Here is a 22,778-nt window from a genome sequence, read left to right on the forward strand (position 1 = left end):
CGCCAGCTCCCCGAGTGGAAACGCGCGCCCCCATCGCCGAAGAGTCCATCCCGCCCGTCGCCGCACCCGTCATGCCGGCGCGTCGCGCTTCCGTCCCCGCACCGCCGGCGCCGGAGTGGAAGCCTGCCCCACCGCCACCGCCGCGCAAGGCAGAAACGCCCGCGGCTCCGCGCGTGGAAGCGCCGCGTCCCTCGCCCGCGTCCACCGCGAATTTCGGCACCTTCGACGACGTGGGACAGGATAAGAAACCGGGCGGCGGAGGTATGGGGATCTGGATCGGCGTCGCCGCAGCCGTGGTCGTCGTTATCGGCGGGTACGTCGCTTACACCCAGCTCTCCGGCAAGCCATCGGCGCCGGCGGCGCAGCCCGCACAATCGTCGGCTCCGGCGAGCGGCGAAACCACGAATTCGACCTCCACGCCGGCCTCGACTACGACCACCACCTCGGCGGCGCCCGCGACACAATCCACGTCGACACAATCCACGTCGACACAATCAACCAACCCCACGCCGCAATCTGGCGCGGGAAAGGGCGCTGCCGCGCAAACGCAATCCGCTCCGGCGCAGCAGAAACCCGCACCCGCCCAGCAACCGCAGCCGGCGCCGCCTCAGCCTTCGCCGCAAGCGGTGGAACGACCGGCAGTAACGCCTTCTGCCTCTCCGCGGCAGGATGCTCCTCCCGCGCCGATGGCCGCGCCGGCCCCGCAGATCGCGGTGCCCACCTCCAGTTCCACTCCGACCCTGGCAACGCCGTCGCCCAAGATCTCGCAATCCACCGGCGCGACAGCGATCTCGCAGGTCGCGCCGAAGTATCCCGAGATGGCCAGGGCGATGCGTGCGGAAGGCGCCGTGCAACTCGAAGCCACGATCGGCACCGACGGGGCGGTGAAATCGGTGCGCGCGCTCAGCGGACACGCGCTCCTGCGCGAGGCCGCATCTTCCGCCGTCAAGCAGTGGCGCTATAAGCCCGCAACCTTGAATGGTCAGCCGGTCGAAGCCACGGTGCTGGTCACGGTGAAGTTCTCGGCGCCACGATGAGCGCTAGTCGCACCCATTGGAAAGGGGCGGAGCCTCGGCCCCGCCCTTTAGGTTTTTGGGATCCTCAATACGCCCAGCGCAGCAGCGTCGCGCCGACCGTGAATCCGGCGCCAACGGAGGCGAGCAGCACGAGGTCGCCCGGCTTCAGCTTCCCTTCCTCGACAGCGGTCTGCATGGCCAGCGGGATCGTTCCGGCGGTGGTGTTGCCAAAGCGGTCGATGTTCACGATCACGCGCTCCATCGGCATGCCCAGGCGCTCCGCCGTGTTACTGATGATGCGCAGGTTTGCCTGGTGCGGGATGAAGCACGCAACATCCTTGCCGGTAAAACCGTTGCGCGTGAGGATGCGCTCGGAGACGTCGGCCATCTTGCGCACCGCGTACTTGAACACCGCTTGGCCATCCTGATGGACGAAGTGCATCTTCTTGTCGACGGTCTCGTGCGTCGCGGGATGCAGACTGCCGCCCGCGGGCATATTGAGCGAGCATCCGCCCGCGCCATCCACTTCATGGATGAAGTCGATGATGCCCTCTTCGCCCTCTGCCGCAGGTTCCAGCAGCACCGCGCCGGCGCCGTCACCGAAGATCACGCAAGTCGCGCGGTCGGTGTAGTCGATGATCGAACTCATCACGTCCGCGCCGATCACCAGAACTTTCTTGTGCGCGCCCGTCATGATGAATTGCGCGCCGCATTGCAATGCGTACGGGAACGCCGAGCAGGCCGCCGAAAGATCGAACCCCCACGCGCCCTGCGCCCCCAATTTGTTCTGCACCAGGCAGGCCGTCGAGGGAAACAACATGTCGGGCGTCACCGTCCCGACGATGATGGCGTCGATCTCGGTTGGCTTCACGCCGCGCTGCGCCAGCGTTTTCTTAGCCGCTTCGGTGGCCAGGTCAGAGGTCGCCACGCCCTGGTCCACGATGTGCCGCTCGCGGATGCCGGTGCGAGCCATGATCCACTCGTCGGAGGTCTCGACCAGCTTCTCCAGATCTTTATTGGTGAGCAGGCGTGGGGGCACGTAGGTCCCGAGGGCGCTGATCTTTGCCCTGCCGGTAGTCTTCGCTAGGTTGGGAGGTTTCGTCATCAAAATGTGGGTGAGCGCAGAGCGAGCGCCGTACAGCGCGAGCGGAGCGCGAGGGGCGACGTAGCCGAGCTGATCCCGCCTAGCGGGAGAAGCGAGAGCGTTACGGCGACCCTCGAATAACCGTCAGGCACCGGGGAACCCGCTGCACACGCAAGAGCCCGTTACCGTTGCTTCCTTCCGGACCTGGCGGGGTTGGCGGGAACGCGTCGCGCGGGACCCGATACCTGACGCTTTCGATTCTAACATCCGCCCTCCGCCCGGCCTCGGGCCCGAGATTTTTCCGGATGACCGGGGATGTGAGGTTCTAGAATCTCGAGGTGTCAGGATTTGGGTACTAGGATCTCAGCCGTGGCCACCATCGCCATCCCGCGCGATACCCGTAGCGCCGTCGAGCGCTACTTCGAGATCTGGCTCTTCCTCCTGGTGCTCACCGGCTTTGTCACGCTCGCCTCCACCGGCAAGCTCGACCTGCTCTCGCTGCTTTTCGTTGGTGCCGCGCTCGTCTTTCGCGGATACCTGCTGGTCAAACGCGAGACGCTCGTGCTGGGCGACCAGTGGACCACCTACCTCACGCTCGGATATGTGTTGTTTTATCTTGCCGACTTCTTCTTCCTCTCACGCACCTTCGTAGGCGCCAGCGTCCACCTCGTGCTGTTCAGCATGGTGGTGAAGATCTTCTCCGTGCAGCGCGATCGCGACCTGCTCTATCTCGCCGTGCTCTCCTTCCTCGAGGTGCTGGCCGCGGCTGTGCTCACGGTGGACAGCGTCTTTCTCATCGCTTTTGCCGTGTTCCTTCTGGTGGCGGTGGCCACGTTCATGGCGCTGGAGATGCGGCGCACCGCCAGGCGCACCCCTGACGCTGCGCGCGAGCATGCCCAAGCGCGGCGTTTCGGCCGCGCGCTGGTGGTCACCGCTGCGCTCCTGATGGGGGCGATCCTGGTTGCCGCCGCGGTGATCTTCTTCGTGCTGCCGCGCATCTCGGCTAACTACCTCTCCACCTTCGCTCCGCGCAGTGTGCTGACCTCAGGCTTCACTGACGAAGTGAACCTGGGACAGATCGGCGAGATCCAGCAGTCCAACGAAGTGGTGATGCACATCCGCGTCGAAGGCGATAACAGCGGCCTGCATTCTGACCTGCACTGGCGTGCCATAGCGCTCGCCAACTTCGACGGCAAGAAATGGACGAACCCGCCCGACCAGATGCGCGTCTTGCGCGCGCGTGATGGCACCTTCGTGTTCAAGGATCTCATCAGCGCCGTGACGCCGCTGCCGAAGCAGTGGCAGGCCATCAACTATCGCGTGATGTTCGAACCGGTCGGCAGCCACCTCTTCTTCTTCGCCGGGCAGCCGCTGGGCCTGTTCGGCCCCTACCGCCTGGTCGGTTACGATCGTGGCTTCTCGTTCTATGACCTCGATCGCGAGCGCTCGATCGCAACTTACCAGGCCGTATCCAATATCACCGTACCCGCGGCGGTGGAGAGCGTGGGGCCGATCCCGCCTGACGTCGCGCTCTACTACCTGCAACTGCCCGCCGTGGACCGGCGCGTCCGCGAGCTGGCGGCGCACGTCACTGCTCCCGGCCCCAACGATTTCGAGAAGGCCCGGCTACTCGAGGGCTATCTGCGGACCACCTTTGGCTACACCCTGGAGCTGCCCAGCAGCGTGCCGGCAGACCCGATCGCTCATTTCCTGTTCAACCGCAAGGCAGGACACTGCGAGTACTTCGCCTCATCGCTGGCGCTGATGCTGCGCACCCAAGGGATTCCCTCACGCGTGGTGAATGGCTTCCGCGGTGGCGAGTTCAATAGCGTGACCGGGAGCTACATCGTGCGCGCACGCGACGCCCATTCCTGGGTGGAGGCCTACTTTCCCGGCACCGGCTGGGTGCCATTCGATCCCACCCCCGCTTCGCCCGAACCGGTCTCGACGGGCATCGGCCGTCTCTACTATTACCTCGACGCTGCGCGCGAGTTCTGGCGCGAGTGGGTCATCAACTACGACTTCTCCCATCAGACGATGGTGAGCAACTCCGCGCTGGGCATGAGCCGCACGCTCTTCGAGCGCTGGCGGATCGAGCTGTTGCGCCGCTACCACCAGATGCTCGAGCGCGCCCGGAACCTGCAAGATAGCGCCTCGGCAGCGCCCCAGCGCTGGGGAACCACGGGCGCCCTGGCGGTGCTGGCGTTGGTATTGGTATTGAATCTGCGTCGCATCATCCGAGCGTTTCGCTCCATGCGGCTTGCCCGCGCTCCCGCCAGCGCGCCGCAACAGGCCGCCAGCTTGTGGTATCAGCGCATGACGCACTCAGTGGCTCGCCGCGGCTACGCGAAGGCGCCCTCGCAGACGCCTTTCGAGTTCGTCTTCACCATCGACGATCCGTACCTGCGCCAGCGCGTGGAGACTTTCACCCGCGCCTATGAGCGCGCCCGCTTCGCCGATTCGCCCGCGGACGCGGAGCAGCTTCCCCGCCTGTTCGACGAGATCACGACCTCCGCGCGCTAGCCCCAGCGGGCGTTCCGGCCGCCTGCTAAAATAGAAGGATTGCATGCCCGTCCAGACCTCACTAGCAGCCCCCGCAGCGGCCACCCCGCAGCAGCCCGCTAAGCCGACCAAGGTCGGATTCGTGTCGCTCGGCTGCCCCAAGAACCTCGTGGATAGCGAGGTCATGATGGGCCTGCTGGCACACTCCGGCGCCGAGATCACGCCGCGCGCCCAGGATGCGGACGTCATCGTCGTCAACACCTGCTCGTTCATCGAGACGGCGAAGCAGGAATCGGTGAATGCCATCCTCGAGATGGCGGGACATAAGGCTTCCGCGGCGAACCCCACCGGACGCGCGCGCCGCCTCATCGTCGCCGGCTGCATGGTCGAGCGCTATCGCAACGAGATCCAGAAAAACATCCCGGAAGTGGACGCCGTGGTCGGCACCGGTGAGCTGGAGCACATCCTCGCGGCCGCGGGCATCGCAATGCCACCGCCGTCGCCCGGACCATTCAACATCCTCACTTCGCGGGCTGAGGGCACAGCCCGCGAAGCGGCGGGACGTTTCTCGCGCGCGAACTGGGATGGCGCCATCGCCGACCTCCCGAACTACCTCTACGACGAGAACACGCCTCGGCTGCTCGCTACTCCGAAAAGCTCGGCGTACATCAAGATCGCGGAAGGTTGTGACCATCCCTGCGCCTTCTGCATCATCCCGCAACTGCGCGGCAAGTTCCGCTCGCGCCGCTTCGAGTCGGTGGTCGCCGAAGCCGAACGCCTGGTGAAGCAGGGCGTGCGCGAGCTCACCCTCATCGGGCAAGACACCACCTGCTACGGCGAAGACTTCGACCTGAAAGATGGCCTTGCGCTGCTGCTCGAGCGCCTCGCCCACATCCCCGAGCTGCGCTGGGTGCGCTTCTTGTACGCCTATCCCAACAAGATCACGGGCAAGCTGCTGGAGACCATCGCGCGGCACGAGAAGATCTGCTCCTACATCGACGTGCCCCTGCAACACGCCTCCGCCAACGTGCTGAAGAGCATGAAGCGCGGCGCGGGCTCGGACATCTTCCTGAAGTCGATCGCGAAGATGCGCCGCACCATCCCGAACCTGACACTGCGAACCTCCTTCATCGTCGGCTTCCCCGGCGAGACCGAGCGCGACTTCGAAGAACTGTGCGCCTTCGTGCGCGCGGCCGAGTTCGACTGGCTCGGCGTCTTTGGGTATTCCGATGACGAAGGCGCGCAGGCTTACGCCCTCGGCGAGAAGGTCACGCCCCGCGAGATCGAGCGGCGACGCAAGAAGCTGATGACCATCCAGAAGCAGATCTCACGCCGCAAGAAGAAGCAGCTCGTCGGCCGCCAGTTCGACCTGCTGCTCGAAGGCCCGTCGGAGGAGACCGACCTGCTGTGGGAGGGACGCACCCCGATGCACGCGCCCGAGATCGACGGCAAAGTCTTCGTCAACGACTTTGGCGAGCACGAACCCGAGTCCGGCGCCCTTTACCGCTGCGAGATCACCGCGACCCACGACTACGATTTGGTCGCCCGCCTCATCTAATATGACCGGTAGCGACGGAGCTTGCCCCGTCTCAAGACGACCCAGGCCGATGGCCAAGAAACGAACCCGCTCCCTCCGCTGTCCCATCTGCCGCACCATCGTGCTGCGCGCCGATCCCGAGTTCCCTTTCTGCAGCGAGCGCTGCCGCACCATCGACCTGGGCAAGTGGGCGAGCGGCGCTTACGTGGTGTCTACTCCTATCACCGACCCGGAGGCCTACGAAGACGCCGAGCGCCAGGCCGAGGAAATGCGCCGCAAAACGTCGGACGGAGAAGACAGTGGCCGAGACTGATCCGCGCAGCGCTGACCCGCCCAAGACCAATCCGCACTTCGGCGACCTGCACGACCCGCTTCCCCCCGAGCCCGAATTCGAGCCCGCGGATTCGGACAACGACGACGATGATCGTCCGCCACGCCACGGTTCGCGAAACGGTTCGCGCACCTACGATGCCTGGCTCATCGCCACCTTCTTCGGCGTGGGCTTCACGCCCAAGGCGCCGGGGACGGCCGGCTCGGCGGCGACGGTGCTGCTCTGGGCGCTAGCCGCGCACTTCATCCGTCCTGACTACCAAGCCATGGTGGCGTTGCTGGTCGCGTGCACGGCCATCATCGCCGGCATCCCTACGGCGAGCGTCGTGTGCCGCGAGAGCGGTCTCGACGATCCGCAGATCGTGGTGATCGACGAGGTCGCCGGACAGATGATCACCCTGCTGCTCGTGCCGCTCGGTTGGAAAGCCTTCCTCGCGGGCTTTATACTTTTTCGTGTCTTCGACACGCTGAAGCCGTTTCCGCTGCGCCGTCTTGAAAAACTGCCGGGGGGTTCCGGCGTGGTCATGGACGACGTGGGCGCCGGCATCTACGGGTTCATCGTCATGCAGCTCTTGCTCTATTTTCACGTGTTATAACCAGGGTCACATAACCACGGTCCTCACTCATGGGCATCTCCGACCTGCTGGGCAAGAAGAACGTGAATGGCAAGCCGCACATCGAGGCGGTCATGCCCGCCGCGGCACTCCCTGGCGGCGAGCTGCGCGTCATCGGCCACGGACTCAAGCCGCCCGAGCTGGCGCAACCGCGCGTGCTCTTCGGCGAGGTGGAAGCGCCCATCGTCGTGAGCTCTGACGAGTTCGTGATCACCCGCGTCCCGGAAGAGGCGACCTCGGGCGCGCTCACCGTCGCGACGCACGAGACTTCCTCGAATGCCGCCGAGGTCAGCATCGCCGTGCCCGTCGCGGAGAACCTGCATCCGGTCGCCAATCCAGCGCTCGACGCCGAGGGCAACATCTACGTCACCTTCTCCGGCTCGCGCGGACAGAAGACGCCCGTCTCCATCTACCGCATCGACACCAGCTACAACGTGAAGCCGTTCCTTGCCGAGCTGATGAACGCCACCGGCATCGCCTTCGACCGCTCCGGACAGATGTACGTGAGCTCGCGCTTCGACGGCACCGTATATAAGGTTGCGCCCAACGGCACCATGGCGTCCTACGCCGAGGGCATGGGCATCGCCACCGGCATCGCCTTCGATAAAGACGAGAACCTCTACGTCGGCGATCGCAGCGGCACCGTCTTCAAGATCGGACGCGACCGCCAGATCTACGTCTTTGCCACCATCGAGCCCAGCATCTCCGCCTATCACCTTGCCTTCGCCAACGATGGCACGCTCTACCTGACCGGGCCCACCACCTCGAGTTTCGATTCCGTCTACGCCATCGATCCGCACGGCAAGGTCGCAACCTTCTATCGTGGACTGGGACGCCCACAAGGCATCGCCCTTGACGCCGAAGGAAACCTCTACGTGGCGGCGTCGCTCGGCGGCAAGCGCGGCATCGTGAAGATCACGCCGCAAAAAGGTGCGTCGCTGGCGTGCTCGGGACACGGACTCGTCGGCCTCGCCTTCGCTCCCGGCCGCGCCGCCATCCTCGCCACCACCAGCTCGGTCTTCCATCTCTCCTGGGGCATCCAGGGCAGAACACTCCTGGAGTAGCTTTCCCTCTGTGCACCTCTGTGTCCTCTGTGTCTCTGTGGTAGGTTTGAGGTAGTGAACGCCGAGATCATCGCCATCGGCAGCGAGCTGCTCACACCCTACCGCCAGGACACGAACTCCCTCTTCCTCACCGACGGGCTGAACGCGCTCGGCATCGAGGTGGACTTCAAGTCTGTGGTCGGCGATACGCGCGAGCATCTCGTCAACGCCGCCCGCATCGCCTTCGGACGCGCCGACGTCATCCTCTTCATGGGCGGCCTCGGCCCCACCGAAGACGACCTCACCCGCGAGTGCGTGGCAGAGGCGCTCGGCATCGAGCTGCGCCGCGATCCTGGTCTTACCGGCGACCTCTACAAGTGGTTCGCGGGACGGCGGCTGAAGATGCCGGAATCGAACCTCAAGCAGGCAGACGTGCTCACCGGCGCCGTCACTTTGCCCAACGCCAACGGCACCGCACCCGGCCAGTGGCTCGAGACGGAGTGGGCGGGACGCAAGCTGGTCGTCGTGCTTCTGCCCGGCCCGCCGCGCGAGATCAAGCCCATCTTCGAGGAGCAGGTCATGGTGCGGCTGCGCGCCGTCTCGCCGGGTGAGCGCATCGCCACGCGCGTGCTCAAGGTCGCGATGATGGGCGAATCGGCGTGTGACGAGATCGCCGCCAAGGTCTACAAGAAATACCACGACATCCAGACGACCATCCTCGCCGGCGCCGGCGAGGTGCAGATCCATCTTCGCGGGCACGCCAAAACGCTCGAGTTGGCGAAGGCGAAGGTCGACCGCCTCGCCGATGAACTTGAAGACGCGCTCGAGCCCCACCTGTTCTCGAGCGCCGGCGAATCCCTCGAGCAGATCGTCGGCTACTACCTCGACATGCGCGGCGTGACCATCGCGACGGCGGAATCCTGCACTGGCGGATTGGTCGCCGAGCGCCTCACCTCGGTCGCGGGCAGCTCGCGCTATTTCCTCGGCGGCGTGGTCGCCTACTCCAACGACTTGAAGACCGGCTTTGTGGATATCCCGCCGGCGCTCATCGAGGAGCACGGCGCGGTCAGCCGCGAGATCGCGGTCGCGCTGGCCGAAGGCATCCGCAAGCGCTGCGCATCACAGCTTGGGCTCGGCGTCACCGGCGTCGCCGGCCCCGGCGGCGGCAGCGAAGAGAAGCCCGTCGGCCTGGTCTATTGCGCGCTCGCTGACGGCAAGAAGACGGAAGTGGTGCAGCGGAATTTTCCCGGCGACCGCGAACGCGTCCGCTGGTATGCCAGCCAGCAGGCGCTGGATATGGTGCGCCGTAAGTTGAGTGCATGAGGCTCTTCGTCGCCCTCGACATCGACGATTCGATCCGCCAACGCCTCTCTGCCTACATTGCCGGACTGAAGCAGCTCGCCCCCAACGCAAGATGGGTCCCTCCGGAATCGCTGCACGTCACCCTGAAGTTCATCGGCGAATTTCCCGAGCCACGTCTCGACGAACTCAAGCGCGCGCTCACCAACGTCGGTGGCCATCCCTTCGAACTCACCCTCCCTCACGTCGGCTTCTTCACGCCCCGCTCGCCACGCGTCTTCTGGGCGGGGATAGAAGCCGGCATCGAAGCCGGCTACGAACTGAAGGCGCTCGCTACCTCCATCGACTCTGCGACCTCGCAGTTGGGCGTCCCACAAGAAGACCGGGATTTCACGCCTCACCTCACGCTGGCGCGCACCGGCTCGGGACGCCCGCAAGGCGCACGCTCCGATCGCCACAAACCGGAGATGTTTGAGCTCAAGGTCCGCGTCGAGGCGATGTCGCCACCCGACTTCGGTACAATGACCGCCCGAGAGTTCTTTCTGTACCACAGCAAGACGTCGCCACAGGGCGCCGTCTACACCAAACTCCAGCGCTTTCCGCTGGGCTAGGTTTTTGATTTCCATCCCGAGCGTAGCGAGGAAGCCCTATCGCCACGACGAGGCCGGTTGAGGATTGACGACCTACATCATCATCGCGCTGGTCTCTTACCTGCTCGGCTCCATCCCCTTTGGTTACCTCCTCGTTCGCCTCTTCCTCCAGCAGGACATCAGAGAGACCGGCAGCGGCAACATCGGTGCGACCAATGTGGCGCGCTCGGGAGCGAAAGGGCTCGCAATCGCGACGCTCTTCCTCGACGTCGTCAAGGGTGCTGCCGCCGTTGTGCTTGGAAGAATGATTTATGCCCAACTCCAAGATTACCCGCGATTCAAGCTCCTCGGAGCGGGGACGGACGAGTACTACGCGTTCATCGGGCCGCTTGTGCTCGCGGGGGCGGTGGCGGCACTGTTTTCAATCGTTGGGCATCTCTTTCCTGTCTGGCTCCGCTTTAAAGGCGGCAAGGGAGTTGCGACCGGCGCCGGAGCGTTCCTTGTTCTGGCTCCCAAGGCCGTACTCGTCGTCCTGGCATTATTCGTGATCGTTCTCGCGATCTTCCGCTACGTGTCGCTCGGTTCGATCGCTGCCGCTGCGGCATTCCCGATCGCTGTTTACTTTCTCACCGATTATGGTCGCTACCCGCTTGTGATCCTGATCGTCGCAATCTCTTCCCTTCTTATCATCCTCAAACACCACGCCAACATCCGACGCCTGCTCGCTGGCACCGAGCCCAAGCTGGGTGCTAAACCCACAATCCCACCGCCGCAAGAGATGGAGAAGCAAGCATGAGGATCGCCGTCATCGGCGGAGGCGCTTGGGGGACGGCCCTCGCCATCGTCCTCGGACGCAAGGGCACGCACGACGTCCATCTCTGGGCGTACGAAAAAGAAGTCACCGCGTCTCTCTCCGCGCAGCACGAGAACACGCTCTTCCTTCCCGGCTCGAAGGTGCCGGAGAACGTTACCGCGACGAACTCGCTCGAAGAGGCTCTGGCCAAGGCCGAGCTCGTGGTCAGCGTGATGCCCTCACACCACACGCGGCGCGTCTTCGAGCAGATGGCAAAGTTCTGCTGGCCGCAGATGGGTTTCGTCAGCGCGACCAAAGGCGTGGAGAATCAGACGCTGCTGCGCATGACCGAGGTCATCACTGACGTGCTGCAGTCGAAGGGCGCGCGCTTCACGCCCCGCATCGCCGCGCTCAGCGGACCGTCGTTCGCGAAAGAGGTCGCGAAGGCTGACCCCACCGCCGTCGCCGTTGCCTCCCAGCCCAAAGATAAAGACCTGGCAACCCTGATCCAGCGTGAGTTCAGCGACCCGACCTTCCGCGTCTACACCAACGACGACATGGTCGGCGTGGAGCTGGGCGGTGCGTTGAAGAACGTGATCGCCATCGCCGCCGGCGTGTGCGACGGCCTCGGCCTCGGACACAACACCGTCGCCGCGCTCATCACCCGCGGCCTGGCGGAGATCACCCGGCTCGCCGTGACCTGCGGTGCCAAGCCCGCGACCATGGCCGGACTCGCCGGCATGGGCGACCTGGTGCTCACCTGCACCGGCGGGCTCTCGCGCAACCGCACCGTCGGCGTGGAGCTGGGCAAGGGGCGCAAGCTCGAAGACATCATCGCCGGCATGCACGGCATGGTCGCCGAGGGCGTACTCACCACCAACGCCGCCGTAGGGCTGGGAAAGAAATATGGCGTCGAGCTGCCCATCAGCGAGCAGATGTACGCCATCCTGCACGCCGGCAAGCCGCCCAAGGACGCTATCCGCGAGCTGATGGCGCGGCCCGGCAAGGACGAGTGAACCCGATTCTGCAATCTGAAATCTGCAATCTGAAATCGCGAATTCGGGGTACAATCCCGCCCATCCAGAGGATACCCGCCACGCATGGCTAGCCCATTCCGTCTGCCCATCCTGTATCTGATCCTTGGCGTGCTCATCCTGGTGAGCGTGGTGCCGCTGTACTTCTACGCCACGCAGGTCGTCGGCATCAATCGCGACCAGCTGAGGACGCAGGAGCAGGTGCTGCAGAACACCATCACCAGCTCGCTCGCCGAAACGATCGCGCAACACCAGAGCAGCCTCCACACCATGATGTTGAACCTGGCAGAGGCGATCAAGGTCACAAGTGGCTCGAACTTGACCGGCGATCATGTGAAATCACCGGAGTTAGTTTACCTGGTGACGCAATTCGTCTCCTCGTCGCCGGACATCGCTGCCGCGAACATCTTCAACGAGGAGATGAAGGGCCCATGCGCGGAACAACCCGGCGTAACCGTCTGTGACAAGGGCGGCCTCGACCTCTTCGTGAAGAATGAACTGGAGCGTGGGTTCGACAGTGCGCGCGGCGGCCGAACTTCTACCAGCCGCAAGTCAATGGAAATCGGGGACGGCGCGCATCGTCGCAACGTCGTGCTAATCTCGACGCCGCTGATGGCCGGCGGCCGCTTCATTGGCATGATCGCCGTTCTGCTCGACCTGAACTTCCTCACCAGGCGCCTGCAGTCGGCGTCCACCGGCGGTCTATTCGCTTTTGTGGTGAATCATGACGGTCAACTCATCGCCAGCGCCGACAAGGCCTTCGCCATCGGCCAGGGCATGACCCAGATCGAGATCGTGCTTGATTACAAGAACAGTAAGGCGCCGGTGCGCGCGACCAAGGAGTTCAAGCTGAACGCCGCCGACGGCAAGAGCACCGTCGACATGCTAGGCACCTACAGCCCGGTGCCGGCGCTGGAGTGGGCGGTCATCGCGCAGAAGCCGCAGCGGCAAGCCTATCAGGGCGTCTTTGACATGCAACGGACAGCTAACTGGATCGTCCTCGCGCTGATCATTGGGATAATCATCTTCAGTATCTTCGCGGCGCGCAGGATCACGCACCCCATCGACGTGCTCACGCAGTCCAGCCGCGCCATCGCCAAGGGCGATTTCTCGCAGCGCGTCCACCTCACCTCGCGCACCGAGATCGGCGAGCTGGCCGACACCTTCAACCTGATGACCGGCGACCTCGAACGCATGGTCTTCGACCTGAAGAAGGCCGCCGAAGAGAACCGCGCGCTGTTCATGAGCTCCATCCAGATGCTCGCCGGCGCGGTCGACGAGAAGGATCCCTACACCAAGGGCCACTCCGACCGTGTCACCCGCTACTCCGTGATCCTGGCGACCGAACTGGCCATGACCAGGGAAGAGGTGGAGAAGATCCGCATCTCGGCGCAGCTCCACGACGTGGGCAAGATCGGCATCGAAGACCGCATCCTGAAGAAGCCGGGCGCGCTCACTCCCGACGAGTTCGAGATCATGAAGACGCACACCTCGAAGGGCGCCACTATCCTGCGTCCGGTCGAGATGCTGAAGGAGATGATCCCGGGCATCGAGTTGCACCACGAATCGCTCGATGGACGCGGCTATCCCCACGGCCTCAGGGGCGATGACATCCCGCTGATGCCGCGCGTGATCACCGTGGCTGATACCTTCGACGCCATGACCACCAACCGTCCCTACCAAGCGGCGATGGATCCCGAGTACGTGGTGCGCATCATCAATTCGCTGGTCAACACCAAGTTCGATCCGCGCGTGGTCGCCGCCCTCACCGCCGTCTTCGAGAGCGGCAAACTGCGGCTGCAGCGCGCCGCCACCCTCTCCGCCGACCAGGCTGCCGCAGCCGCTGCTGCCAGCCCCGCTGCGCCCACCACCATCGTTGAGACGATGAAGAGCTAGGAAGCAGTTCCGAGTACCGAGTTGCGAGTACCGAGTAAGGCCGCGCAGAATGCGTGGCCTTGTTTTTTTCTGACTCGGTACTCAGCACTCGGTACTCGGTACTCGGTACTGCGCCGCAGTTCCGTATAATCGAAAGCTGCTCTCCGCGGCGCGAACATCATGATCCAGACCCTTTTCGGCAGCACCGAGGTAAGGCCGAGCTTCCTCGACCGCATGAAGGAAGCGGTAACGCGCACCCGCGAATCGCTGGGCGAGCGCATCGACGAGATCGCCTCCTGGAACAAGGAGATCGATCGCTCCACGCTCGATGAGCTCGAAGCCACGCTCCTCGCCGCCGACCTCGGCTCGACCACCACACAAGAAGTACTGGCCAAGCTGCGCGAAAAGGCTGATCACAAGCAGATCGGGAACGTCGCCGAGCTCAAGCGCCTGTTGAAAGACGAGCTGCTCGCCATCCTGAAGACCGTGGAGCGTCCGCCGAATACGGTCGATGGCCCGGAGGTCATCCTTGTGGTCGGGGTGAACGGCACCGGAAAAACGACCACCATCGGCAAGCTCGCCCACACGCTGCGCGCGCAGGGGAAGACCGTGCTGCTCGCCGCCGCCGACACCTATCGCGCCGCGGCCATCGAGCAGCTCGAGATTTGGGGACAGCGTACCGGCGCCGAGGTCATCAAGACCAAGCCGGGCGGCGATCCTTCCGCCGTGCTCTATGACGCGCTCCAGGCCGCGTGCGCGCGCCACACCGATTACGTGATCGTCGATACCGCCGGCCGCCTGCACACCAAGACCAACCTGATGTCCGAGCTGGAGAAGATGACGCGGACGGCGCACCGCATCGTCCCCGGCGCGCCGCATGAAGTCCTGCTGGTGATGGACGCGACCACCGGACAGAACGGCTTGCAGCAAGCGCGCTTGTTCACGCAGTCCGCGGGCGTGACCGGCATCGTGCTGACCAAGCTCGATGGCACCGCCAAAGGCGGCGTGGTCGTCGCCATCTCGCGCGAGCTCGGTTTGCCGGTGCGCTACGTCGGCGTGGGCGAGAAACAGGGCGACCTGTTGCCGTTCAGTGGCGAGGATTTTGTCGATTCCCTCTTTGCTTGATCTCTGCTTTGCCGGATCAGTTTGCGTAGCCTGTAAATGATGGCGAACAACTCCATGGCCAACGGCTCCCGATCCAACGACGAGCAGCACATGCGCGAGGCTCTCGCCCTCGCCCGTGAAGGCACTGCGCTTGCCTCGCCGAATCCCTGCGTGGGCGCGGTCGTGGCAGACGCCGCCGGCAACGTCGTTGGCCGCGGCTCATATACCTATGCAGGCGTAAAGCACGCCGAGGTACTGGCCCTTGATCAAGCTGGCGCGAAGGCCGGCGGTGGCACACTCTATGTGAACCTGGAACCATGCTGCCACCAGGGACGCACCGGCCCCTGCACCGAGGTCGTGATCGCGTCGGGCATCAAGCGTGTGGTCGCCGCGATGCGCGATCCGAATCCGCTGGTCGCGGGAAAGGGATTCGAGCTGCTGCGCGCCGCCGGCGTCGAGGTCACCGAAGCCGTGCTGCATGACGAAGCCCGCAAGCGGAACGAGAGTTTTGCGAAGTGGATCCGGACGCGGCTGCCGCTGGTCACGCTGAAGGCGGCGATCACGCTGGACGGCAAGATCGCGCCGCCGCCGGGGGGTGCGCAAACGGGAGAATCACAGAGTCCGACGGCGCTCGGCTCCGGCGGCGCCAGCACCACCTACATCACCAGCGAAGCGGCGCGCGCACACGTGCAGGAACTGCGCCATGCCTCCGACGCCATCCTGGTGGGTGTGGGCACCATCGTGGCAGACGATCCCCTGCTCACCGACCGCACCTTGCGTCCGCGGCGGCGTCCCTTGCAGCGCGTGATACTGGATTCGCGGCTGCGCGTGCCGTTGGAGTCGCGCATAGTCAAAACGGCGAAGGACGACGTGATCGTCTTCTGCTCGTTCGCGGAAGAAAAGAAGAAGCAGGCGCTGGAGTCGCAGGGCGTCCGCGTCGAACAGGTCAGGCTCGGCGCCGCCGACGGTCGGCCCGACCTGAAGCAGATCGCGGCGCGGCTGGGTGAACTCGAGCTCATCAGCCTGTTGATCGAGGGCGGTGCGCTGGTCAATTGGGCCGCGCTTGCCAGCGGCGTCGTGGACAAGGTCTTTCTGTATTACGCTCCCCGCATCCTGGCGGGCACGGGCTCGGTGCCGTTCGCCGCGGGCCCCGGCTTTCGCAGCCTGGGCGAGGCACCGTACGTGAAGCAGCTCGAGCTGCACCGCTTCGGCGAAGACTTCGCCGTTGAAGGATATCTGCGCGATCCCTACGAGGCGAGCTGATGTTCACCGGGCTGATCGAAGAAGTCGGCAAGGTCGCGGCCATCGCGCCGGTCACCGGCGTGGACGGCACGCGGCGCTTTTCCATCGCCTCGACCACGCTCATCCGCGAGCTGAAGCGGGGCGACTCCATCGCGGTCAGCGGCGTGTGCCTCACCGCCGTCGAGATCGACGCGCAGTCGTTCAGCGCCGACCTCGCCGCTGAGACGGTGGCGCGCACCTCGCTCTCGCGGCTGCGCGCGAACGCCCTCGTCAACCTCGAACTGCCGATGAAGTCGGGCCAGCGCATGGGCGGCCACATCGTTCAAGGACACGTCGACGGCGTCGGCACGCTGACCTCGCTCGGAAAGATTCCGGGCGGTGAGGACTACCTGCTGCGCGTCTCCCTGCCGCCGGAGCTGGCGCGCTACGCCGTGTTCAAGGGCTCGATCGCCATCGAGGGCATCAGCCTCACCGTCGCGAAGATAGAGCGCAACGAGATCGAGGTGGCCATCATCCCGCACACCTTCACCGCCACCAACCTGCACTCGCTCGCTGTCGGCGACCCACTGAACGTCGAGGTAGACGTGCTGGCAAAATACGCCGAGCGGCTATTGCAAAACAAACTGCAAGACAAAGACAAACCCTCCGGCGGGATCACCCTGGAGCGACTGCGCGAAGAAGGTTTCTGATCCCCAAACAGGAGACAGGAGACCCCGCCCCTACGCGCGGGATTGCGACCAGGATGGCGGCGGCGCCTGCCCCGGCAGCACCAGTTCGTCGAGACGCAGGAACTCCTGCACCACCGGATCGTCGCAACGCTCCATCTCCGCCGGCGTCCCGAAGAACAGGCACTTGGCTTCGTGCAGGAAGACGATGCGGTCGGCCAGTTTCTTGGCGAGCCGCATGTCATGCGTCACCACGACCGAGGTCAGCTTCAACTGATACTTGAGCTTTTTGATGAGATCGCCTAATAACTGGGCCATTAGCGGATCGACCATCGTCGTGGGCTCGTCGTACAGGATGCACTCTGGCTGCGCCGCCAAGGCGCGCGCGATGGCCACCGAGCGCTTCATCCCGGTCGAAAGCTCCGACGGCAACTGGTCGCGATACTGCTTCACGCCCACCATCTCGAGCAGGCCGTCCACGACCTGGTAGATCTGCTCCTCGTCGAGGTCGCGGCGCTCACGCAGCGGGAACGCAACATTCTCACCGACGGTCAGCGAATCGAAGAGCGCGCCATTCTGAAAGACCATGGTCACCTTCTTCCGGATACGCTCCATCTCCGCCTCGGTGAAGTGGGTCACGTCCTCGTCGGCCACGATCACCGTGCCGGAATCCGCCTTCAGGAAACCCATGATGATGTGCAGCGAGACCGATTTGCCCACGCCCGAGCGTCCCAGGATGCACACCGTCTCCGCCGGCAACACGTCGAAGCTCACATCATCGAGCACCACGTGCGAGCCGAATGCCTTGTACACGTCGATGAAGCGGATGTACGGCTTGGCTGGCTCACCTTCATCCGGCCGATGCTGGGCCTGTGTGCTCGTCGCGTGTCCATTCGTCGTGAGTGTGCTCATCGTGCCCCCGATCCCTTTGCCTGCTCGTAATCCTCTTTGGTATTCAAGTTTTGGAACATGCTTGCCGGCAAGCCGAGCTTGGCGAACTCCGCTTCATCGATCACGCGCGTGATCTCCGGCGCGAAGAGCGCGTCGATCTTGTTGTTGCCCGCTGCCAGCGCCCGGTCAGCGATGCTCTCGAACTCCTTGCGATAACACGCGCACAGCGGCTGGTAACCCCCGCCGACCTTGGGCACGGTGACCAGCGCTTCCGCATGTTGCGCCTGCTTCAGCATGTACTCCAGGAACTTCGGTTCGATGAACGGCATGTCGATGGCCAGCATGAGATTGAATTCTGAGCGCGAGATCTCGAGCGCGGCGTGGATCCCGCCCAGCGGCCCGCGTTCGGGATAGATGTCCGTCGCGATCTGTCCGAAAGCGGAGAACTTCTGCTTCGGCCCGACGATGCGCATCTGCTCCGCCACCGACTTCGCGATGCCAATCATGTGGTCGATGAGCAAGTGTCCCTCGAAGTCGAGGAACGCCTTCTCTGTCCCCATGCGCGAGCTCTGACCACCCGCGAGTATGAATGCGGTCACATCGTGCATTTGTGCGGTGATTGTAGCCGAGGTGGAAGGCGGTGGTGGAGAGAATCGCGCCCTCAGGCGAGCTTGCGGCGCAGCTCCTGCAGTGACTGGCGCGAGATCATGTCGCGCATGGTCAACACCTTGACCTGCTTTGGCACCTGGGCACAGACCTGGTCATAACAGAGAGGCGAAACGTAGACGCGTTCCACCTTCGGCCAAAGCTCCTTCAGGCGCTTGCGGTCGCGCCAGTCGATCAGCACGATCCGCTGGGCTACGTGCGGTGGCGCCAGCAGAGCCAGGGCGCTGCGGAACCGCGACTCATACGAGGTCTCGGTGACCACCATGGGGAACAATCCCCGGCGCGCGTTCGCAATCAGCATCCTGAGGAACGCCGGGTTCAGTCGGATCCGGGCCGCTTCGCGATGGCTCCGCGCCGCAAGTCGCCGCACGGCGTCCCAGTGGAAGTCGGTCGTCACCAGTAGATCGGCATGGCGTAGCGACCGCAGCACCGCGGCTTCATCCCTGCCCAGTACTACCCGGATCGCTTCGACATTCAATTCCCGCTCCAGCTCTTCGCTGAATAGATCCACCTGCTCCTGATTGCACTCGAGCACGGCACAGCGCAGGCGGCCGCCGTTGCTGCCGCCCGCCTGCAACAGTCTTGCCAGCCGTCTCGGGGTGAGATTGAATTGTTCGGCGCGCAGCGCCACGCGCTTCACGAACCGCCGCACGTTATCCGCGTAAGACCGGTCGGCGTCCACTCCCGAGAACTTGACGAATACGCCGCTTTGCGGATGGATCTCGACCATGCCCTCGCGCGCCAGGTGCCGGTAGACCCCAAACGCGGTCTTCAGGTTCACTCCAAGTTGCTCCGCCAGGTCGCGTACCGTGGGCAGCCGGTCCCCACTGCTGAGAACGCCTAAGTGCACCATGTTGATCAGCTGTTCGCGGATCTGTTCGCGCGCCGTGAACGGAAAAGAGGGATCGAGCGCGAACCGCATCGGGGGGATCTTGGGCATGAAGGCTTCGATTATAGGCAACCGGGCCATCCTGGGACTACCAACCCAGCCGCCGCCTCGGAGTTGTGGTCAATACCCTGAGACTCTAACCTGTTCCCGTGGCATGGCACACCTGCCCCCAAATCCTGTCGCGACTCGGCCCCGGACTACGTCAGCTCATAGTCCGAACATGACTCATCTCCAGGAATTCATACGTGCCGGGGCGTCGTTGTCCGCAAGTCATTGATTCTCTGTTCCTCATGACCCCAACAATGCCCGCACCTATGGAACCAAAGTTGCTACTACAGTGTTAATTCGACATCCCTCAGGGCCGAGTGAACCCAAAAACTGAATAGGAGCCTGGAATGATTGCACCTCGATTTAGAGGGCGTTTCTTCACTTTCGTCTTCTCTCTGCTAGCGCTGGTGCTCGTAAGCGCAGCTGCAATGGCACAGACCTCCCGCGGCACGATCGCGGGTACCGTCACCGATCAGACTGGCGCTGTCGTAATCGGTGCCAAGGTGACCGCCACTGACAGCTTAACCAGCGAGAGCCGCACCACCACCACCAACGACACGGGTGGGTTCCGGTTCGACGCGATCACGCCCGGCGTGTACAACATCGAGATCACGGCAGCGACCTTTGCTCCCATGAGACTCGAGAAGCTCCCCGTACCGGGTTCGGTCGTGACTTCGGTGAACCCCAAGATGAAGCTCGGTGCGTCCACGGAAACCGTGAACGTGATCGAGACCGGTGAGCAGGTTCAGACCGAGAGCGGCGAACTCTCCAAAGTCATCACGCAGCAGCAGATCACCGAGCTGCCCATCCCGAGCTTGAACGCCTACCAGCTCGCCCTTACGCTTCCCGGAGTGGTCTCGGTCTCCAGCCGCGACGACTTCACGAACGGCACCTCTTACTCGGTGAACGGACTGCGTCCGCGCGCCAACAACTTCCTCATCGATGGCTTTGACAACAACGACAACGCCATCCAGGGCCAGGGCCTGCAGCCTCAGAACGTCGAGGCCATCTCGCAGGTCACGGTGTTCACCAACTCTTACGCCGCGGAGTTCGGCCGTGGCGGCGCTTCCGTCACCAACGTTCAGTTCCGCAGCGGCAACAACGGCTGGCACGGTGGCGTGTGGGAGCAGTATCAAGGCTCGCGTCTTGATGCCCTGACCACCACGCAGGCCCAAAGCGGCCTCGATCGCGTTCCGCAGTATGTGCAGAACCTGTTTGGGTTCCGCCTGGGCGGGCCGATCGTCAAGAACAAGCTGTTTGTTTTCGGTACTTCGCAGTGGACCCGCTTCTTCGGCGCCTTCCAGGGCTCGACTCTGACCCTGCCGACCGCGACTGGCTATGACACGTTGGCGGCGGTGGCGGCGGCGAACCCCGGCACGGTACAAAACCAGATCGACCTCCTCGCCGCTACCACCGGGGTAACCTGGGTGTGATGTGGACGCACGCTTTCAACTCCAAGGTCGTCAATGAGCTCCGCTTCTCCGAGCAGCTGATCGACTTCGTCTTCGACTTCGGTCCTGAAGCCCAGGCGGATCCGCTCGCGTTCGGCCCGCGTCTCAGCGTCGCCGGCACCAGCTTCCCTGGTTTCGGTGGTGTGAGCGGCACCTTCCCGCAGGGTCGTGGACACAAGGTCTACGTGGTGCAGGATGCGGTTTCATACACCTTTGGCAAGCATGCCATGAAGATCGGGGCTGACATCACTCACCTCGAGATCAAGGACAGCATTCCGTTCAACGACCGCGGTTCGATCACTTACAATTCCGGCGGTAGCTGCGCTGCCATCGGCTTGGCTACTTGCTCCGGCCTGGCGAACTACCTCGACAACTTCTCCGGCTCGGCGGGCGTCATCAGCAAGCAGTTCGGCAACCCCCGCGTCAACGTGCCCTGGACGCAGCAGGCTTACTACTTCCAAGACACGTGGAAGGTCCGCAGCAACTTCACGGTTGACTACGGCCTACGCTGGGAGTATCAGCCTCCGGACCCAAGCAACGTGCTGTCCTTCCCTGCCTTTGAAGAGCAGCCGCTGGGCGTTGCGACCACCGAACCGTTCGCGGTTCGTGTCCCGCAGCGTCCCGACAAGAACAACTGGGCGCCGCGTTTCGGCTTCGCCTACACTCCGGAGTTCGCGAACTGGCTGTTCGGCGACCACAAGACGGTCATCCGCGGCGGCTTCGGCGTGTTCTATGACACCTTCTTCACCAACATCAACGACAATACCGCAGCCTCTTCGCCGAATACCCTGGGTGGCACCATCACCGGCGCGAGCGGCACGCGCGGCACGGCGAACGCCAGCGGTGCACTGTTGGCCGTCGCTCCGGTCCTGAACAAACTCAACACCATCACCTCCGTGGCAGCCGGGCTGCGTAATCCGATGACCTATCAATGGAACCTCGGATTCCAGCGCGAACTGCCTTGGGGAATGGTCATGGAGATGGCCTACGTCGGCACTCGTGGCGAGCGTCTGCTCGCCAACGAGCAGCTGAATCCGCGCTTGGATTTCGGGCCGCGCCTCAACCCTACCTATGGCTCGATCGTCATTCGCGCGAACCATGGCGACTCGGTCTACCACGGTCTGGATACCACCGTAGCGCGTGCATTCAAGAACGGTCTGACTTTCCGGGGCAGCTACACGTACTCCAAGGCGATTGACAACATGTCGGAGGTGTTCGTGACCTCTGGCGGTGCCAGCCGTCGTCAGAACGTGTTCAGCTATACCGGCGACCGCGGACTCTCGGCTTTCAACCGCAAGCAACGCTTGGTGTTGAGCTGGGTCTACGGACCTCCGGGCGTCCCGGGTACCGAGGGCGGGATGAGGATCCTGAACTGGATCACTCGTGACTGGCAGTTCTCCGGAACCGCTGCGTGGCAGAGTGGCTCTCCGCAAACGATCTTTACCGGCTTCGACCAGAACGGTGACGGCGAAGCGGCCAACGATCGTCCCAACGACGGCAATCACGCGGTTGCGGTCAATTACAGCGATGCATGTCTCTCGAGCGCGACGCTCTGCTCGGGTATCGGTGAGTTCGATGGAGTCAATTACATCGACTTCTGGACCGGTGCTGCGGGCACGGCGACTGATTTCCGCTACATCGTCAATGACCTTGGCTTGGACGGAAATCTCGGTCGCAACAGCTACATCAACCCGGGTTACTGGAACACTGATTGGAGTATCGGGCGGCGCTTCCGCGCTCCGATGGGACGCCTCGAAAGCTCGACCTTTGAGATCAAGGCTGAGCTCTTCAACGCGTTCAATCACCCCAACCGTGGCCTGCTCGGCGGCGTCACGGGCAACATGCTCAGTGGCGACTTCCTGAACCTCGACTCGACCCAGGACGGTGGACGTAACGTCCGTCTGTGGGCGAAGTGGACGTTCTAGTAGCGCTGAGACACTGAACTAAGCAGCGGGGGATCCGCAAGGATCCCCCGCTTTTTTCTTGCCTCGATCGCGCCCTCTCTTTTTTGTCTCGCCGCGGGGCGCACACGGCACGTCACGACGCACCCAGAATCGGCACGGGAGCGCATCCGGGAAGGCATCTTCGCTATGCTAGAATCGCGC

General features: G+C 63.8%; 20 protein-coding genes, 1 other RNA gene and 1 pseudogene. 16 read left to right on the forward strand and 6 right to left on the reverse strand.

What is annotated here, in order from left to right; genetic code table 11:
* Positions 1–139, reverse strand: a pseudogene (locus M3P27_04790) (glycosyl hydrolase).
* Positions 140–830: 691 nt separating this feature from the next.
* Between M3P27_04790 and M3P27_04795 the strand changes: the two are divergent.
* On the forward strand, positions 831–1,037 hold the full coding sequence (locus tag M3P27_04795; GenBank protein MDP9267629.1) for an energy transducer TonB: 207 nt from the start codon (positions 831–833) through the stop codon (positions 1,035–1,037).
* A 64-nt stretch (positions 1,038–1,101) separates the two neighbouring features.
* Here the strand turns inward: M3P27_04795 and M3P27_04800 are convergent, their stop codons facing one another.
* Both M3P27_04800 and ffs read right to left on the reverse strand, forming a co-directional pair.
* Positions 1,102–2,121, reverse strand: a complete 1,020-nt coding sequence (locus tag M3P27_04800) for a ketoacyl-ACP synthase III (GenBank protein MDP9267630.1) — start codon at positions 2,119–2,121, stop codon at positions 1,102–1,104.
* A gap of 125 nt (positions 2,122–2,246) precedes the next feature.
* An RNA gene (ffs, locus tag M3P27_04805) (signal recognition particle sRNA small type) lies at positions 2,247–2,344 on the reverse strand.
* Between the two features lie 125 nt (positions 2,345–2,469).
* Between ffs and M3P27_04810 the strand changes: the two genes are divergently transcribed.
* From M3P27_04810 to M3P27_04870, 13 genes are all read left to right on the forward strand, one after another.
* The gene (locus tag M3P27_04810; GenBank protein MDP9267631.1) at positions 2,470–4,623 is read left to right on the forward strand and encodes a DUF3488 and transglutaminase-like domain-containing protein; all 2,154 of its coding nucleotides are present in this window, start codon (positions 2,470–2,472) and stop codon (positions 4,621–4,623) included.
* Between the two features lie 43 nt (positions 4,624–4,666).
* On the forward strand, positions 4,667–6,160 hold the full coding sequence (rimO, locus tag M3P27_04815) for a 30S ribosomal protein S12 methylthiotransferase RimO (GenBank protein ID MDP9267632.1): 1,494 nt from the start codon (positions 4,667–4,669) through the stop codon (positions 6,158–6,160).
* A 49-nt stretch (positions 6,161–6,209) separates the two neighbouring features.
* Positions 6,210–6,452 carry a DNA gyrase inhibitor YacG gene (locus M3P27_04820; GenBank protein MDP9267633.1) on the forward strand — a complete coding sequence of 81 codons (243 nt, stop codon included), beginning with the start codon at positions 6,210–6,212 and terminating at the stop codon, positions 6,450–6,452.
* Entirely contained in the window at positions 6,439–7,065 is a 627-nt protein-coding gene (locus M3P27_04825; GenBank protein MDP9267634.1) for a phosphatidylglycerophosphatase A, read from the forward strand. The genes M3P27_04820 and M3P27_04825 overlap by 14 nt, the downstream gene beginning before the upstream one ends.
* Before the next feature lie 29 nt (positions 7,066–7,094).
* A complete protein-coding gene (locus M3P27_04830) occupies positions 7,095–8,147 on the forward strand; it encodes a gluconolaconase (protein ID MDP9267635.1) in 1,053 nt (350 codons plus the stop codon).
* 54 nt (positions 8,148–8,201) lie between these two features.
* Positions 8,202–9,449, forward strand: coding sequence for a competence/damage-inducible protein A (locus M3P27_04835; GenBank protein MDP9267636.1), 1,248 nt, complete (start codon positions 8,202–8,204; stop codon positions 9,447–9,449).
* On the forward strand, positions 9,446–10,036 hold the full coding sequence (gene thpR / locus M3P27_04840; protein MDP9267637.1) for an RNA 2',3'-cyclic phosphodiesterase: 591 nt from the start codon (positions 9,446–9,448) through the stop codon (positions 10,034–10,036). Before M3P27_04835 ends, thpR begins: the two co-directional genes overlap by 4 nt.
* Positions 10,037–10,100: 64 nt before the next feature.
* Entirely contained in the window at positions 10,101–10,811 is a 711-nt protein-coding gene (gene plsY / locus M3P27_04845; GenBank protein MDP9267638.1) for a glycerol-3-phosphate 1-O-acyltransferase PlsY, read from the forward strand.
* Complete coding sequence (locus M3P27_04850) at positions 10,808–11,824, forward strand: NAD(P)-dependent glycerol-3-phosphate dehydrogenase (GenBank protein MDP9267639.1); 1,017 nt, start codon at positions 10,808–10,810, stop codon at positions 11,822–11,824. Before plsY ends, M3P27_04850 begins: the two co-directional genes overlap by 4 nt.
* Positions 11,825–11,908: 84 nt before the next feature.
* Positions 11,909–13,738: an HD domain-containing protein gene (locus M3P27_04855; protein ID MDP9267640.1), complete on the forward strand. Its 1,830-nt coding sequence runs from the start codon at positions 11,909–11,911 to the stop codon at positions 13,736–13,738.
* Between the two features lie 159 nt (positions 13,739–13,897).
* Complete coding sequence (ftsY, locus tag M3P27_04860; GenBank protein ID MDP9267641.1) at positions 13,898–14,842, forward strand: signal recognition particle-docking protein FtsY; 945 nt, start codon at positions 13,898–13,900, stop codon at positions 14,840–14,842.
* A gap of 54 nt (positions 14,843–14,896) precedes the next feature.
* Positions 14,897–16,084: a bifunctional diaminohydroxyphosphoribosylaminopyrimidine deaminase/5-amino-6-(5-phosphoribosylamino)uracil reductase RibD gene (ribD, locus tag M3P27_04865; GenBank protein MDP9267642.1), complete on the forward strand. Its 1,188-nt coding sequence runs from the start codon at positions 14,897–14,899 to the stop codon at positions 16,082–16,084.
* Positions 16,084–16,752: a riboflavin synthase gene (locus tag M3P27_04870; GenBank protein MDP9267643.1), complete on the forward strand. Its 669-nt coding sequence runs from the start codon at positions 16,084–16,086 to the stop codon at positions 16,750–16,752. Before ribD ends, M3P27_04870 begins: the two co-directional genes overlap by 1 nt.
* A gap of 30 nt (positions 16,753–16,782) precedes the next feature.
* On the opposite strand, the gene M3P27_04875 is transcribed toward M3P27_04870, so the two are convergent.
* From M3P27_04875 to M3P27_04885, 3 genes are all read right to left on the reverse strand, one after another.
* Positions 16,783–17,640 carry an ATP-binding cassette domain-containing protein gene (locus tag M3P27_04875; GenBank protein ID MDP9267644.1) on the reverse strand — a complete coding sequence of 286 codons (858 nt, stop codon included), beginning with the start codon at positions 17,638–17,640 and terminating at the stop codon, positions 16,783–16,785.
* A complete protein-coding gene (locus M3P27_04880; GenBank protein ID MDP9267645.1) occupies positions 17,637–18,179 on the reverse strand; it encodes a molybdenum cofactor guanylyltransferase in 543 nt (180 codons plus the stop codon). Before M3P27_04880 ends, M3P27_04875 begins: the two co-directional genes overlap by 4 nt.
* A gap of 101 nt (positions 18,180–18,280) precedes the next feature.
* Positions 18,281–19,207, reverse strand: coding sequence for a GntR family transcriptional regulator (locus tag M3P27_04885; protein ID MDP9267646.1), 927 nt, complete (start codon positions 19,205–19,207; stop codon positions 18,281–18,283).
* Positions 19,208–19,650: 443 nt separating this feature from the next.
* On the opposite strand from M3P27_04885, the gene M3P27_04890 reads away from it, so the two are divergent.
* On the forward strand, positions 19,651–20,655 hold the full coding sequence (locus tag M3P27_04890) for a Plug and carboxypeptidase regulatory-like domain-containing protein (protein ID MDP9267647.1): 1,005 nt from the start codon (positions 19,651–19,653) through the stop codon (positions 20,653–20,655).
* Positions 20,655–22,598: a hypothetical protein gene (locus M3P27_04895; protein MDP9267648.1), complete on the forward strand. Its 1,944-nt coding sequence runs from the start codon at positions 20,655–20,657 to the stop codon at positions 22,596–22,598. Before M3P27_04890 ends, M3P27_04895 begins: the two co-directional genes overlap by 1 nt.
* Positions 22,599–22,778 lie beyond the last annotated feature (180 nt).

It is taken from the genome of Acidobacteriota bacterium (genome assembly GCA_030774055.1).
Classification (GTDB): Bacteria; Acidobacteriota; Terriglobia; order Terriglobales; family Acidobacteriaceae; genus JACPNR01.

Bases quoted from the DNA above. Each gene is read 5' to 3' on its own strand.
- thpR (MDP9267637.1), top strand. From the start codon at position 9,446: ATGAGGCTCTTCGTCGCCCTCGACATCGACGATTCGATCCGCCAACGC.
- M3P27_04870 (MDP9267643.1), top strand. From the start codon at position 16,084: ATGTTCACCGGGCTGATCGAAGAAGTCGGCAAGGTCGCGGCCATCGCG.
- ribD (MDP9267642.1), top strand. From the start codon at position 14,897: ATGGCCAACGGCTCCCGATCCAACGACGAGCAGCACATGCGCGAGGCT.
- M3P27_04820 (MDP9267633.1), top strand. From the start codon at position 6,210: ATGGCCAAGAAACGAACCCGCTCCCTCCGCTGTCCCATCTGCCGCACC.
- M3P27_04795 (MDP9267629.1), top strand. From the start codon at position 831: ATGCGTGCGGAAGGCGCCGTGCAACTCGAAGCCACGATCGGCACCGAC.
- M3P27_04855 (MDP9267640.1), top strand. From the start codon at position 11,909: ATGGCTAGCCCATTCCGTCTGCCCATCCTGTATCTGATCCTTGGCGTG.
- M3P27_04875 (MDP9267644.1), bottom strand. From the start codon at position 17,640: ATGAGCACACTCACGACGAATGGACACGCGACGAGCACACAGGCCCAG.
- M3P27_04800 (MDP9267630.1), bottom strand. From the start codon at position 2,121: ATGACGAAACCTCCCAACCTAGCGAAGACTACCGGCAGGGCAAAGATC.
- ftsY (MDP9267641.1), top strand. From the start codon at position 13,898: ATGATCCAGACCCTTTTCGGCAGCACCGAGGTAAGGCCGAGCTTCCTC.
- M3P27_04885 (MDP9267646.1), bottom strand. From the start codon at position 19,207: ATGCGGTTCGCGCTCGATCCCTCTTTTCCGTTCACGGCGCGCGAACAG.
- M3P27_04850 (MDP9267639.1), top strand. From the start codon at position 10,808: ATGAGGATCGCCGTCATCGGCGGAGGCGCTTGGGGGACGGCCCTCGCC.
- M3P27_04890 (MDP9267647.1), top strand. From the start codon at position 19,651: ATGGCACAGACCTCCCGCGGCACGATCGCGGGTACCGTCACCGATCAG.
- M3P27_04880 (MDP9267645.1), bottom strand. From the start codon at position 18,179: ATGGGGACAGAGAAGGCGTTCCTCGACTTCGAGGGACACTTGCTCATC.
- rimO (MDP9267632.1), top strand. From the start codon at position 4,667: ATGCCCGTCCAGACCTCACTAGCAGCCCCCGCAGCGGCCACCCCGCAG.
- M3P27_04895 (MDP9267648.1), top strand. From the start codon at position 20,655: ATGTGGACGCACGCTTTCAACTCCAAGGTCGTCAATGAGCTCCGCTTC.
- M3P27_04830 (MDP9267635.1), top strand. From the start codon at position 7,095: ATGGGCATCTCCGACCTGCTGGGCAAGAAGAACGTGAATGGCAAGCCG.